Source organism: Micromonospora sp. DT43 (assembly GCF_049841645.1).
Lineage (GTDB): Bacteria > Actinomycetota > Actinomycetes > Mycobacteriales > Micromonosporaceae > Micromonospora.
Genome location: NZ_JBNCKR010000014.1, coordinates 111524 through 125082, shown reverse-complemented (window position 1 = coordinate 125082; position 13559 = coordinate 111524). Strand labels below are relative to the sequence as shown.

Genomic DNA, 13559 nt, shown 5'->3' with positions numbered 1-13559 from the left:
GCGCGCGGCGCGGCCCGGCGCGCGGCGCGGCCCGGCGCGCGGCGCGGCCCGGCGCGCGGCGCGGCCCGGCGCGCGGCGCGGCCCGGCGCGCGGCGTGACGGCCGGGCGTTGCGCTTGACGCTGGCGGCGCGGCTCTCGGCGCTCGGCCCGACGTGGGCGGATGCCGGGGCCATCGGCCCAGAGAGCGATATACCTGTGAGTCATAACTATGACTCACAGGTATATGCCGTTGCCGCGACATGCCCTCCCGGCCGCCTCGCGTGGCTCGGACGAGGATCGGGTCACACGCAGCACCCGCCGTGGACAGTCGACGAAGCCCACCGAGAGCGAGGACCGGGCCGACGCCGCGTCATCGGCCGACCACCGTCGAGAAACGCGTAGAGCCGCTGCCGGAGACACCCGTATCGTGGCGCGGTGCTGATCAGACGCGAGACGCCCGCCGACGTCGACGCCATCCGGGCGGTGCACGCTGCCGCCTTCGCCACGACCACGGACGACGGCGTGGCGGTCGAGACAACGCCGGTCGAGACAACGCCCGCCCAGGCAACGCCCGCCCAGGCAACGCCGCTCGGGGCACTGCCTGTCGAGGCGACGCTTGTCGACGCGCTGCGGGCCGACGAGGGCTGGCTGCCCGCGTACTCCCTGGTGGCGATCGATTCGGACGGCCAGGTGGTGGGCCACGTGGTGGCCACCCGCGGCCGGGTGGGCGGTGAGCCGGCGGCGTTGGGCCTGGGTCCGCTCGGCGTGCTGCCCGGCTGGCAGCGGCGGGGCGTCGGCACGGCGTTGATGCACGCGGTGCTCGGCGCGGCCGAGGCCCGCGACGAACCCCTCGTGGTGCTGCTCGGGCATCCCGAGTACTACCCACGCTTCGGGTTCCGGCCCGCCGTCGAACTGGGCGTCACCCCGCCGCAGCCGTGGGGTCCGCGATACTTCATGGCCCGCCCGCTGACCGCGTGGCGCGAGTCGATCCGAGGCGAGTTCCGCTACGCCCGCCCCTTCGACGACCTGTGAGCCCACCGCGCATCCGCCGCCGCCGTGCCGCCGACCTCGACGGCTGCGTCGCGGCGCTCGCCGACGTCCACCGGGTCGACGGCTATCCGCTGAACTGGCCCGCCGACCCGCACCGCTGGCTACGCGACCCGCACCCGACGCGCGCCTGGGTCGCCGTCGACGCCGGGGGGACGATCGTCGGACACGTCGCGGTACGTCGCCTGCCCGATCCGACGAACGACCCGCTCAGCGGGCCGACGGCCGAGGTGTCTCGCCTCTTCGTGGCGCCGGCCGCCCGAGGAATGGCGCTGGGTGACGCTCTGCTGGGCCGGGCGCGGCACTGGGCGGATGCGCGCGGGCTGCGTCTGGTGCTCGAGGTGGTCGCCGACAGTCCCGCGGCCGTCGCCCTGTACGAGCGGACCGGATGGCGGTGCACGGGCACCGGCACGGCATCGTGGACCGCCCCGGACGGCAGCCCGGTGTCGCTGCGGCGTTACACCGTGCGCTCGGACTCCGAACCGGCCATCGCCGCGAGACGGCGGGCCAGTAGGGCGGCGGCCTCGCGCAGCTCCGCGGGCTCGACCACCTCCACCTCGTAGGGCAGGCGGGCGATGTGCGCGGCGAGCCAGTCCAGGCTGTCACCGCCGACGACGAGCACGCACCAGCCGTCGTAGTCGGCCTCGACGCGCCCCACCTGCGGCGGGACCACCTCCCGCACGCGCTCGGGTGGGGCGTGCACCCGCACCCGGGCCAGATAGCGGTAGGGCGCGTCGGTCACGGACCGCTGCACGAAGGCGATCGGATCCGGATGGTCGCGCGCCGGGAAGCGCCACGTCGTCGCCACCGTGGCCCGCATCCGGTCCAGGCGGAACGTACGCCAGTCGTCGCGGTCGACGTCCCAGGCCATCAGATACCAGTGACGGCCGGTGGTGACCATCCGGACCGGCTCGACCGTCCGCTCCCGCTCCCCGGAGTCGCGGCCGGCGTAGGTGAACCGCACCCGTACCGCGTCGCGACAGGCGCGGGCGAGTGTCACAAGCAGTTCCGCGTCGATCTCGACCACCGGGCCGATGAGCGTGTCCGTCGAGCCGTGCACCGCTCGCACCTCGGCCCGCAGCCGCGCCGGCATCACCTGGTCGAGTTTCGTCAGTGCCCGCAGGGCCGCCTCGCCCGCCCCGGCGACCGTGCCCCCCGATGCCAGCCGCAGGGAAACAGCTGTGGCGATCGCCTCCTCGTCGTCGAGCAGCAGCGGCGGCAGCCGGGTGCCCGCGCCGAGCTGGTAGCCGCCGCCCACGCCCGCCGTCGCGTGAATGGGATAGCCGAGCGCGCGCAGCCGTTGCACGTCGCGGCGTACGCAGCGGTCGGTGACACCCAGCTCGACGGCGAGCTCGGTGGCCGTCCACGACGACCGCCGCTGCAACAGGGCCAGCATCCGCAGCACCCGCTCGGTCGTCGCCTCCACCGTCACCCGCCGATCGTTTCACCAATAGCGGAACGATTCTGTCCGCCAGCCACGAGAGGGTGGCAGCATGACCAACCAGACCGCAGACGAGGGAGCTGTCATGGCCCGCGAGGTGCAGATAACGTTCGACGCCGCCGACCCGGCAAGCCTGGCGGCGTTCTGGGCCGATGTCCTCGACTACGAGTTGCAGGGCCCACCGGGGGACTTCGACTCGTGGGACGCCGCGCTGGACGCGATGGGCGTACCGCCGGAACGACGTAACGACGCGTCGGCGGTGGTCGACCCCAAGGGCGCGGGGCCGCGTCTGTTCTTCCAGCGGGTGCCGGAGGGCAAGCAGGCCAAGAACCGCGTACACCTCGACGTGCGGGCCGCCCCCGGGCTCACCGGTGACGACCGGATGGCGGCGCTGGAGGTGGAGGCCGACCGGCTCGTCGACCGGGGCGCCACCCGTCTCGCACGGCACGAGCCCGCTCCCCCGCTCGGCGCCGGCCACCTCGTGCTGGCCGACCCCGAGGGCAACGAGTTCTGCCTCGACTGACCGGGTGTTCGCCCAGCTCACTGCCGCGATGGTCGGGCGTCGTGCGAACATGTGTTCGTGTCGACCGGCGCCCACATCCTGCACGCCGACCTGGACGCCTTCTACGCGTCGGTCGAGCAGCGCGACGACCCGCGCCTGCGGGGGCGGCCGGTGATCGTCGGCGGAGGCGTGGTGCTCGCCGCCAGTTACGAGGCGAAGGCGCGGGGTGTGCGCAGCGCGATGGGCGGCCAGCAGGCACGCCGACTGTGCCCGGAAGCGATAGTGGTGCCGCCCCGGATGGCGGCGTACACGCAGGCCAGCCGGGCGGTGTTCGAGATCTTCCGGCAGACCACCCCGCTGGTCGAGGGGCTCTCCATCGACGAGGCGTTCCTCGACGTGGGCGGCCTGCGGCGGCTGGTCGGCGCGCCGGCCGACATCGCCGAGAGGCTGCGTCGGGAGGTCCGCGACCGCGTCCACCTGCCGATCACGGTGGGCGTGGCCCGGACGAAGTTCCTGGCGAAGGTGGCCAGCGGGGTGGCGAAGCCGGACGGGCTGCTGGTCGTCGCCCCGGACGCGGAGGTGGCGTTCCTGCACCCACTGCCCGTGGAACGGCTCTGGGGCGTCGGCCCGGTCACCGCGGCGAAGCTGCGGGAACGTCGGATCCGTACCGTCGGAGAGGTGGCCCGGCTCGGCGAGGCCGCGCTGGTGTCCCTGCTCGGGGCGGGCGCCGGTCGGCACCTGCACGCCCTGGCCCACAACCTCGACCCCCGGTCGGTGCAGGTGGGCCGCCGCCGGGGCTCGATGGGCGCGCAGCACGCGTTGAGTCGCACCCCGCACGCGCCGGCGGAGCTGGACGCCGTCCTGGCCGGCCTGGTCGACCGGGTCAGCCGCCGGATGCGCTCGGCCGGGCGGTCCGGGCGCACTGTGGTGCTGCGGCTGCGCTTCGGCGACTACACCCGGGCCACCCGCTCGCACACCATCGGCAAGGCGACAGCGGACACCACGCCGCTGCTGGCCGCCGCGCGGGCACTGCTGCGGGCCGCGTTGCCGGAGATCGACCGGCGGGGCATCACCCTGATCGGCGTCTCGGTGGGCAACCTCGACGACAACCCGGTGCAGCCGGAACTGCCGTTCGAGGTCGACACCGGGGCCGATCTGGACGCCGCGGTGGACGCGGTGCGCGACCGGTTCGGCTCGGCGGCGCTCACCCGGGCGGTGCTTCTCGGCCGGGATCCGGGCGTCGAGATGCCGCTATTGCCGGACTGAGCGGCGTATGGGGCCCTGCCAGCTGCGACCGGAGACACATCACAGCAGGTCGGCGGTTTAGCCGCCGGCTCACGGGTGACCCTTGTAGGGAACAGCCTGACGAGGGGGGCCATCATGTCCGACGACACGAGCAACCGACCGAGCCGGCGCGCCGAACGCCCGCACGACGTGACCGACCCCCTGCTCTGGCAGCTGGCGGTCGACGTGCTGAGTGCCCACGAGCCCGACGACGAGGGTCACTGCCGCAACCTCCAGTGCGCCGGCCAGTCCTGGCCGTGCTCGGCTCGCGCGGGTGCCGAGCAGTCGCTGCGGCTGGCCCGCAGGACGCCCGACTCAGTCGAGATGACCATCGGCGGTGGCGGCGACGGTGTCGGCACGGGCTGGCCCGGCGAGGCGGCGGCACCCGCCCCCCGCTGGGACCGCGACGCCACCGCGGTGATGTCGCGCCGGGAGTCGAGGGCGTCCGCCGCGGCGTGACCCGCGCCCCGACCGGGGCCGTCGAACGACCGAACGCTCGGCCGGTGACCCGGCCGAGCGTTCGAGTGTCGTACGTCAGAGGGCGAGCCGCTGGCCCGGGAAGATCAGGCCCGGGTCGGTGCCGATCAGCTGCCGGTTGCGCTCGTACAGGGCCTGCCAGCCACCCGCCTGGCGGTGACTGTCGGCGATCTCCGACAGGGTGTCCCCCTGCTTGACGACGTACGTGTCGCCGCTGGCCGCGGGAGCGGTGCGCTCGTGGTTGCGGGTCGCCGGCTGGTCGCCGCGCGACGACCGCTCCTTCGGGGCGGTGGACCGGTCCTTCGACGCGGTGGACGACTTCGCTGTCGACTTCGTCGAGGACTTCGTGGCGGCGCCGCCCGACGAGCCGCCCTTGCGGCCGCAGGTCGGCCACGCGCCGATGCCCTGCCCGTCGAGCACCTTCTCGGCGATGGCGATCTGCTCGCCGCGGCTGGCCAGGTCGGCGCGGGCGGCGTACTTCTTGCCGCCGTAACCGGCCCAGGTGCCCTGGGAGAACTGCAGGCCACCGTAGTAGCCGTTACCCGTGTTGATCTTCCAGTTGCCGCCGGATTCGCACTTGGCGACCGCGTCCCAGTTCACACCGGCCTGGGCCGGAGCCGCGGGACCGAAGAGGGCGACAGCGCCGGTGACCGCGCCGACGGCGAGGGTGCCGACGGCGACGCGGCGGGTGGTGACCCGTCGATGACGGGGGGTGTAGACAGACGTCATGTGTGCTTCCTCCACGCCGGCGAGGTGAGCTGTCGGGTTCGGGCCGAGGCGCCCGGCCGCGCGGTGGCGGCTTCACCCCGAGGTGACATGCACCGAGGAACGTTGGGTCCCCCGCTCCTGCCCGGGTTCTGTTTCCGACGACCGGGGGCAGGATTTGGCGTTGCCGGTCGTGGCGTCCACGGTGGCGGACCCGACCGACGGTAGGCACCGTCGGTGACGGTCGCCCAACCCTTGTGAAGTTGTTCACCGGGGCACGCGGGACGGCCCGCTCAGCGGTTGCGGACGGTCCTCGACTGTGCAGCGACCACGATGGACCGTTTCCGATCAGGCCGGGATACCGCCGACCGGGCGCTGCGGGGCGCGATTGACATTCCGGCAGGATTCCATAGATCGGCGATCGCGATGCTCCAGTGCATGCCGGGTCAACCCGGCAGCCCATCCCAGGAGGAGAGCATGCCGATCCACCAGAGCCGCATCGGCCGCCGCAGCGCCGCCGCCACCCTCGCGACAGTCCTCGTCAGCGCCGGACTCGTCGGGCTCGCGCCGACCGCCGCGCAGGCGGCCACCACCTGCACCAGCCTCACCTACTACAACGTCGGCGGCTACCCGGGTGGCGCCGAGATGCACGTGCCCACCGTCGGCTGGCAGGACCGCAACAAGACCTGCTACCTGAAGTACGGCAACTCCAACAGCGCGGTCAAGGTGTTGCAGGAGGCACTGAACAACTGCTACTCCCAGTCCCTGCGTCTCGACGGCCAGTACGGCACCAACACGCGCAACGCCGTCCGGGCCGCGCAACAGAAGATCAACGATACCTGGGAGTGGGCGAACATCGCCGAGGACGGCGAGTACGGCCCGCAGACCCGGGCGTGGATGGGCTTCGCGATCTTCAGGGTCGACGGCGGTCCGGTCATCCCGAACCAGTGCTACTACCCGGGCTGACCCGCGCGACGGTGCCGGCCGGAATCCCCCGTTGGATTCCGGCCGGCGCCGTCGTGGCGTCTCCGACTCCCCTCCCCGCCGGAGACAGCCTCACTCAGCAGACCCGGACCGCCTCGATGCGCTGGTTCCAGTTCCCCCCGATGGCGGCCGAGTCGTACGCCAGGTTCGCCCGGTAGCCGTAGGCGTGCTGGTAGCCGAGCAGGCCCGTGGCGTTGACGTTGTCCCAGAAGGTGGAGACGGTGCCGGACGGCCGGTTGTTGATGATCGACTGGGTCTTGTTGCGGAAGTACGAGGGCAGCGGAACGTCGTTGCATCCGTTGTAGGGCCCGTCGAGCAGGAAGATGTCGCCGCTGAAGTTGGTGCCGGCGTACAGGCAGAGCAGACCCGACGGGCAGGCGTAGTTGGCCTGAGCCGGGCTCGGGGCGACCCCGATCGCGGCGCCCACAGCGACCACGCCGAGCAGGGCGGACGTGAACCTTCGCAGAGCATTTCGCACGATGGTGACCTCCGGTGTCGTCACGACCGGAACAGGTCGTGAGTCGAGTTGCCGACATCGCATTGATCGATGCCGCTGTGCCAACGATGATCGGCGCGGAAGGTCGACGAATTCCTGCCGGAACCTCAATCCAGCTGTCCCGGTGCCGGATGGGCGACCGGCGGCACAGCGAGCGGCGGTTCATGGAGATTCGGGTCCTCGGGCCGGTCGAGGTCTGGGCGGATGGCCATCCGGTCGATGCCGGAGCGGCCCGCCAGCGCGCCGTTCTGGCGGCGCTGGCGGTCGACGTGGGCCGACCGGTCCACCTGGAGACTCTGGTGGACCGGGTCTGGGGCGAGGCGTCGCCGCCCAGGGTTCGCCACAACCTGCATGTCTACCTCGCCCGGCTCCGCCGTGTGCTGGCCGACGCGGGCGCACCGGACGCGTTGGCGCGACGGTCCGGCGGATACCTGTTGGACCTGCCACCGGAGACAGTGGACCGCGCGCACTTCGACGCGCTGCGACACCGGGCCGACGGGCTGGCCGACGACGACCCTGAGCGGGTGGAGCTGCTGCGCAGGGCGCTCGAGCTGTGGCGTGGCGAGCCACTGGCCGGGCTGCCCGGCGAGTGGGCGGCCCGGGTCCGCCAGGACTGGCACCGCCGGCACACCGAGACCGTCCTGCAGTGGGCCCGCGGCCTGCTGCGCAGCGGTGAGCCGGAGGCTGTGATCGACCCGTTGACCCGGCTCGCCGACGAGCACCCACTGGACGAGCCGGTCGCCGCCGCGTTGCTGCGCGCACTGGCCGCCGCCGGCCGCAGCGCACAGGCGTTGGCGTACTACGCCCGGCTACGGGAGCAGCTGGCCGACGCACTGGGCGCGGACCCGAGCGCCGAGCTTCGCCTCTTGCACCAGGCCATTCTGCGCGGCGAGATCACCGCGCCGACGCCCGGCACGGAACCCACTTCGACGCACACCACGGCCGGCCCCGTCACCGCGCCGGCTCTGGCCCACCCGGTGCCGGCACAGTTGCCGTCGGACGTCCGGGGTTTCGCCGGACGGAGGGTCGAGCTGGCCCAACTGGACGCGCTGCGGGCGACTGCCGACGCGCATCCCGGGGCGGTGCCGGTGGCGGTGTTGTCCGGGCTGGCCGGGGTGGGCAAGACCGCGCTGGCCGTGCACTGGGCGCACCAGGTGGTCGGCCATTTCCCCGATGGTCAGCTCTACGCCAACCTGGAGGGCTACAGCCACAGCGGCGTGGTGCGCAGCGCGGAGCAGGTCGTACGCGGCTTCCTCGCGGCGCTCGGGGTGTCGCCCCGGGAGCTGCCGGTCGACCCGCAGGAGCAGACCGCGCTGTACCGCAGTCTCCTGGCCGGCCGGCGGATGCTGGTACTGCTGGACAACGCCCTTGACGCCGCTCAGGTCCGGCCGCTGCTACCCGGCTCCGCCCGCTGTCTGGTGCTGGTGACCAGCCGCGATCGCCTGACCGGTCTGGTCGCCACCGACGGAGCGGAGCCGCTGGTGCTGGACCTGCTCACCGCCGCGGACGCGGAGGCGTTGCTGCACGCACGGATCGGGGCGCGGGCCGAGGCAGAACGGGACGCCGTCGGCGAGTTGGTCGGGCTCTGCGACCGGTTGCCGCTGGCCCTGGTCGTGGTGGCGGCCCGGGCGGTGGTCCGGCCTCAGCTCTCCCTGGCCGAGCTGGGCGCGCAGTTACGCACCGACGGCGGGTTGGACGGGCTGGACGCGGGCGACCACGCGAGCAGCGTACGGACTGCGCTGTCGTGGTCATACCGCCTGTTGGCCGGGCCGACGGCCCGGCTCTTCCGGCTGGTCGGCGGCAGCACGGACGTGACGCTCAGCATGGCGGCCGCAGCCAGTCTCGCCGGCGTCGACCGCCGCGACGTCCGGACGGCGTTCACCGAACTCGCCGACGCGCACCTGATGCTCGAACGCGGCCCGGACCGGTACGGGATGCACGACCTGCTGCGGGCCTTCGCCGCCGAGCTGTCCGGTGAGCAGGACCCGACCGGCGACCGGGCCGAGGCGCGGCGCCGGCTCTTCGACCACTACCTGCACAGCGCGCACGGTGCGGCCGTGCTGCTGCATCCGCACTGGGACCCCATCGCGCTGCCACCCGCCGTCGCCGGAGTCCGGCCGGAGAAGGCCGGCGACCACGACGAGGCAGCGGCGTGGTTCTCCCGGGAGCGGGAGGTCCTGATCGCGCTCGTCGAGCGGTGCGCCGCCAGCGGGTTTGACCGGCACGCCTGGCAACTGGCCTGGAGTTTGACCAGTTTCCTGGACCGACAGGGCGGCTGGCACGACCAGCTGGCGGTACAGCACACCGCGTTGATCGCCGCGCGCCGCGGCGGAGACTCGGCCGGGCAGGCACACGCACACCGCAGTCTGGCCCGGGCACAGGCCCGGCTGGGCCGCCTCGACGAGGCCCCCGGTCAGCTCCAGCGGGCACTGGAGCTGTTCCGGACCCTCGACGACCAGGCCAACCAGGCGCACACCTGCCTGGATCTGGCCGAGATGGCCGACCGGCAGGGTCGGCGCGACGAGGTGGTCGAACACGCCGAGGCGGCACTCAGGTTGTACCGGGCGGCCGGGCATCGGTACGGGCAGGCGATGGCGTTGAACGCGATCGGTTGGTACCGCGCCCAGCTCGGTGCGCACGACGCCGCGGTCGAGGCGTGCCAGCAGGGGCTGGAGCTGCTGCGCGAGTTCGACGACCGGCACGGCCAGGCGGCCACCTGGGACACCCTCGGTTACGCCCAGCACCGCGCGGGTCGACCGTTGGAGGCGGTCAGCGCGTACCGGCACGCGGCGGAGCTGTACCGGGAGTTCCGGGACCGGTACTACGAGGCGGACACGCTAGGGCACCTGGCCGAGGCGCAGGTCGACGCGGGCGATCCGGCCGGGGCGACCCGGAGCTGGCGGACAGCGTTGAGCCTCCTCGATGACCTCGGGCACCCGGACGCGGAGAAGGTCCGACGTCGCCTCGCGGCCGCCGAAGGAACGTGACCGTCCGCCGCCGCGCCCCGGCAAGGCAGACGACCAACAGTCGGCAACCTGCTCGCCAAACTGCACCTGCGCGACCGCGCCCAGGCGGTGATGGTCGCCTACGAGTCCGGTCTGGTGATTCCGGGCCAGTGACATGACCGGCCGGCGGGTCCGCTGTGCGGAACCCGCCGGCCGCAGGGGTGGCGCCGGTTACAGGGTGCGCGCCAACCGGTCGGCGAGCGTACGGGTGAACCGGGCCGGGTCGGCCAGCTCACCGCCCTCGGCGAGCACCGCCAGGCCGTACAGCAGCTCGGCGGTCTCGGTCAGGGTTTCGGCGGAGTCGCCCTGCTCGTGGGCCTTGCGCAGCCCGGTGACGAGCGGGTGACCGGGGTTGATCTCCAGGATGCGCTTGGCCGAGGGGACGTCGTGCCCCATCGCCCGGTACATCTTCTCCAACGTGGGCGTGAGGTCGTGCGCGTCGCCCACGACGCAGGCCGGTGAGGTGGTCAGCCGCGACGACAGGCGAACCTCCCGAACGCTGTCGGCGAGGGTCGTGCCCAGCCACTCCACAAGCGCGGCGAACTCCTGCCGCTGCTGCTCGCGCTCGGCCTCGGCCTGCTGCTTCTCGTCGTCGGTGTCCAGGTCGACCTGGCCCTTGGCGATCGAGCGCAGCGGACGGCCGTCGTACTCGCCGACACGCTCGACCCACACCTCGTCGACCGGGTCGGTGAGCAGCAGCACCTCGTGGCCCTTGGCTCGGAACGCCTCCAGGTGCGGGGAGTTCTCGATGGTGACCCGGGAGTCGCCGGTGGCGTACCAGATGTCGCTCTGGCCGTCCTTCATCCGCGAGACGTAGCCGGCCAGGTCGGTGGGCTCCGCCGCGTCGTGGGTGGAGGCGACCGACAGGACCTCCAGCAGGGAGTCCCGGTTGTCGGCGTCGTCGATCAGTCCTTCCTTGACCACGGCGCCGAACTCGGTCCAGAAGGTGCGGTAGCGCTCGGGGTGGTTGGCCTTGAGGTCCTTGACCGTGGCGAGGACCTTCTTGACCAGGCGGCGACGGACGATCTGGATCTGCCGGTCCTGCTGGAGGATCTCGCGGGAGATGTTCAGCGACAGGTCGTGCGCGTCGACGACACCCTTGACGAAGCGCAGGTAGGTGGGGACCAGCGCCTCGCAGTCGTCCATGATGAACACGCGCTTGACGTAGAGCTGGACGCCTCGGCGGCCCTGCGGGGAGAACAGGTCCAGCGGGGCGTGGCTGGGCAGGAACAGCAGCGCCTCGTACTCGAAGGTGCCCTCGCCCTTCATGTGCACGACCTCGAGCGGGTCGGCCCAGTCGTGGCTGACGTGCTTGTAGAACTCGTTGTACTCGGCGGCGTCGACCTCGTCGCGGGGCCGCGCCCAGAGCGCCTTCATCGAGTTGAGGGTCTGCACCTCGCTGGTGGCGGCCTCACCGTCGGCGCCCGGACGTTCGACACGCATGCGGATCGGCCACGCGATGAAGTCGGAGTAGCGCTTGACGATCTCGCGGATGGTCCACTCGGCGGTGTAGTCGTGCAGGTTGTCCTCGGTGTCTGCCGGCTTGAGGTGCAGGGTCACCGCGGTGCCCTGGGGCGCCTCGTCGACCCCCTCGATCGAGTAGGTGCCCTCGCCGGTGGACTCCCAGCGGGTTCCGCCGGTCTCGCCGGCCTTGCGGGTCAGCAGGGTGACCCGGTCGGCGACCATGAACGCGGCGTAGAAGCCGACGCCGAACTGCCCGATGAGGTCCTGCGAGGCGCGGGCGTCGGCGGACTCGCGCAGCTGGCGCAGCAGCTCGGCGGTGCCGGACTTGGCGATCGTGCCGATCAGCCGGACCACCTCGTCGCGGGTCATCCCGATGCCGTTGTCCCGGACGGTAAGCGTGCGGGCGTCCCGATCGACCTCGACGGCGACGTGCAGGTCGTCGGTGTCGGCGACGAGATCCTTGTCGACGAGCGTCGCCAGCCGCAGCTTGTCCAGGGCGTCGGACGCGTTCGAGATGAGTTCCCGCAGGAAGACGTCCTTGTTCGAATAGATCGAGTGGACCACCAACTGGAGGAGCTGACGCGCCTCGGCCTGGAACTCCAACGTCTCGGCCTGGTTGCTCACACCGTCTCCCTTCTCGGCTCGTGCGGAGGTTCGCGCAAAGGATACGAGTCGTCACCGGTGCGGTCGTGCCCGCGTCCGGGTCGTATTCCCGATCCGAAGATTGCGCGGGCGTGACATAGCTGACTTTGCTCAACAGAAGTCAGCTGGATAGCGTTCGGGGCAGCACCGCGCCGTCGCGCCGCACCGACCACGAACCTGGAGCACTCCCATGAAGATCGCTGGAAGCACCGCCCTCGTCACCGGCGCCAACCGTGGCCTCGGCCGACACCTGGCCGCCGAACTCGTCGCCCGGGGCGCCACGGTCTACGCCGGCGCCCGTAACCCCGACACCGTCGACCTGCCCGGCGTGACGCCGGTGCGCCTCGACATCACCGACCCCGCCTCGGTGGCCGCCGCCGCACAGCTCGCTGGCGGCGTGAACCTGCTGATCAACAACGCCGGCATCGACACCCGAACCGACCTCCTCGACGGCGACCTGGACCTCGTCCGGCTGGAGCTGGAGACCCACTACATCGGCACTCTGTCGACCATCCGGGCGTTCGCGCCGGTCATCGCCGGCAACGGCGGCGGAACGATCCTCAACGTGCTCTCCGTGCTGTCCTGGTTCGGCTCCCCGACCCACGCGGCCTACAGCGCCGCCAAGTCCGCCGAGTGGGCGATGACCAACGTGCTGCGCGTCCAGCTCGCCGAACGGGGCGTCCGGGTCTCCGGCCTGCACGTCGGCTACCTGGACACCGACATGGCCGCCGACATCACCGGCCCGAAGTCCGACCCGGCGGCGATCGCCCGGATCGGCGTGGACGGCATCGAGGCCGACGCGTACGAGATCCTCGCCGACGACCTCAGCCGGCAGGTGCAGGCCGGGCTGGCCGGCGGGGTCGCCGCGCTCTACCCGCAGCTCCCCTGAGCCGCGACACCACGGCCATGATCGGGCCGCCGCCGGGTTCCCGGCGGCGGCCCGATTTTCGGGTACGCGGTCAGCTCCCTCCGCGCGCCCGGCGCGGCGCAGCTCGCTCAGCAGCCGCCGCAGGTGTAAAAGAGGATGTCCCAGTGGCTGCCCTCTTTCGTGTAGAGGTTGCCCGAGGCCGCCCGGTACTGGTAGCCGAAGCCTGCGATGTAGCCGACATAGGTGTAGTTCGCCGAGATGTAGTTCTGGATGCAGGTGCTCAAGGCGATGTCCAGCTTGTAACCGGTCCAGTGGCTGTAGGTGCCCCCGGCGTGCCCGGCCTCGGTGCCGGCGGTGATGGTGACCGCGCAGCCGCTGGCCCGCTTGAAGGTGATGATCCCGTCGATGGTGGCCTGCCGGACGCCGTCGAACGAGGTGCAGGTGGCCACGTTGCGGTCGCTGCAGTTGCCGCTGGAGGTCCAGGAGATGCCGGCGGCGCGCAGCTGCGAGGTGGCGCTGGAGTGGCTGATCGCGAAGGCCGGGGCGGCCAGGCCGAGCGTGGCGCAGACCGTGGCGAGGGTGGCCACGAACAGCGTGCGCACGCGGCGGCGCAGGGTGGATCGGGTTTGTGACATGGGACTCCCGTTCGCGTGATGGGCGGAATT

13 protein-coding genes, 1 pseudogene and 1 riboswitch are annotated in these 13559 nt (G+C 72.2%); of the genes and pseudogenes, 9 read left to right on the top strand and 5 right to left on the bottom strand.

Features of this window, described 5'->3' with window-relative positions:
• Positions 1-414: 414 nt before the first annotated feature.
• Positions 415-1011, top strand: a complete 597-nt coding sequence (locus tag ACLQ26_RS27165; RefSeq protein WP_425747158.1) for a GNAT family N-acetyltransferase — start codon at positions 415-417, stop codon at positions 1009-1011.
• On the top strand, positions 1008-1589 hold the full coding sequence (locus ACLQ26_RS27160; RefSeq protein ID WP_425747157.1) for a GNAT family N-acetyltransferase: 582 nt from the start codon (positions 1008-1010) through the stop codon (positions 1587-1589). The genes ACLQ26_RS27165 and ACLQ26_RS27160 overlap by 4 nt, the downstream gene beginning before the upstream one ends.
• Here the strand turns inward: ACLQ26_RS27160 and ACLQ26_RS27155 are convergent.
• Positions 1484-2458 carry a helix-turn-helix transcriptional regulator gene (locus ACLQ26_RS27155; protein ID WP_425747156.1) on the bottom strand — a complete coding sequence of 325 codons (975 nt, stop codon included), beginning with the start codon at positions 2456-2458 and terminating at the stop codon, positions 1484-1486. The genes ACLQ26_RS27160 and ACLQ26_RS27155 overlap by 106 nt on opposite strands.
• Positions 2459-2552: 94 nt before the next feature.
• Between ACLQ26_RS27155 and ACLQ26_RS27150 the strand changes: the two genes are divergently transcribed.
• From ACLQ26_RS27150 to ACLQ26_RS27140, 3 genes are all read left to right on the top strand, one after another.
• Entirely contained in the window at positions 2553-2990 is a 438-nt protein-coding gene (locus ACLQ26_RS27150) for a VOC family protein (RefSeq protein ID WP_425747214.1), read from the top strand.
• 57 nt (positions 2991-3047) lie between these two features.
• Positions 3048-4235: a DNA polymerase IV gene (gene dinB / locus ACLQ26_RS27145; RefSeq protein ID WP_425747155.1), complete on the top strand. Its 1188-nt coding sequence runs from the start codon at positions 3048-3050 to the stop codon at positions 4233-4235.
• Between the two features lie 114 nt (positions 4236-4349).
• The gene (locus ACLQ26_RS27140) at positions 4350-4712 is read left to right on the top strand and encodes a hypothetical protein (protein WP_425747154.1); all 363 of its coding nucleotides are present in this window, start codon (positions 4350-4352) and stop codon (positions 4710-4712) included.
• 75 nt (positions 4713-4787) lie between these two features.
• Here the strand turns inward: ACLQ26_RS27140 and ACLQ26_RS27135 are convergent, their stop codons facing one another.
• Positions 4788-5459, bottom strand: coding sequence for a transglycosylase family protein (locus ACLQ26_RS27135; protein ID WP_425747153.1), 672 nt, complete (start codon positions 5457-5459; stop codon positions 4788-4790).
• A riboswitch (cyclic di-AMP (ydaO/yuaA leader) is annotated at positions 5460-5628 on the bottom strand.
• 284 nt (positions 5629-5912) lie between these two features.
• Here ACLQ26_RS27135 and ACLQ26_RS27130 point away from each other — a divergent pair.
• A complete protein-coding gene (locus ACLQ26_RS27130; RefSeq protein WP_425747152.1) occupies positions 5913-6401 on the top strand; it encodes a peptidoglycan-binding domain-containing protein in 489 nt (162 codons plus the stop codon).
• 94 nt (positions 6402-6495) lie between these two features.
• Here the strand turns inward: ACLQ26_RS27130 and ACLQ26_RS27125 are convergent, their stop codons facing one another.
• Complete coding sequence (locus ACLQ26_RS27125; RefSeq protein WP_425747151.1) at positions 6496-6897, bottom strand: peptidase inhibitor family I36 protein; 402 nt, start codon at positions 6895-6897, stop codon at positions 6496-6498.
• Positions 6898-7079: 182 nt separating this feature from the next.
• Here ACLQ26_RS27125 and ACLQ26_RS27120 point away from each other — a divergent pair, with 182 nt between their 5' ends.
• Together ACLQ26_RS27120 and ACLQ26_RS27115 are read left to right on the top strand one after the other, a co-directional pair.
• Positions 7080-9902, top strand: a complete 2823-nt coding sequence (locus tag ACLQ26_RS27120) for an AfsR/SARP family transcriptional regulator (RefSeq protein ID WP_425747150.1) — start codon at positions 7080-7082, stop codon at positions 9900-9902.
• Positions 9903-9941: 39 nt separating this feature from the next.
• Positions 9942-10034 (top strand): annotated as a pseudogene (locus tag ACLQ26_RS27115) (DNA-binding response regulator); the annotation flags it as partial.
• A 57-nt stretch (positions 10035-10091) separates the two neighbouring features.
• Here ACLQ26_RS27115 and htpG read toward each other — a convergent pair.
• Positions 10092-12008, bottom strand: coding sequence for a molecular chaperone HtpG (gene htpG / locus ACLQ26_RS27110; RefSeq protein ID WP_425747149.1), 1917 nt, complete (start codon positions 12006-12008; stop codon positions 10092-10094).
• Between the two features lie 208 nt (positions 12009-12216).
• On the opposite strand from htpG, the gene ACLQ26_RS27105 reads away from it, so the two are divergent.
• Positions 12217-12915: an SDR family oxidoreductase gene (locus tag ACLQ26_RS27105; protein ID WP_425747148.1), complete on the top strand. Its 699-nt coding sequence runs from the start codon at positions 12217-12219 to the stop codon at positions 12913-12915.
• A 107-nt stretch (positions 12916-13022) separates the two neighbouring features.
• Here the strand turns inward: ACLQ26_RS27105 and ACLQ26_RS27100 are convergent, their stop codons facing one another.
• Positions 13023-13529 carry a hypothetical protein gene (locus ACLQ26_RS27100; RefSeq protein ID WP_425747147.1) on the bottom strand — a complete coding sequence of 169 codons (507 nt, stop codon included), beginning with the start codon at positions 13527-13529 and terminating at the stop codon, positions 13023-13025.
• Positions 13530-13559 lie beyond the last annotated feature (30 nt).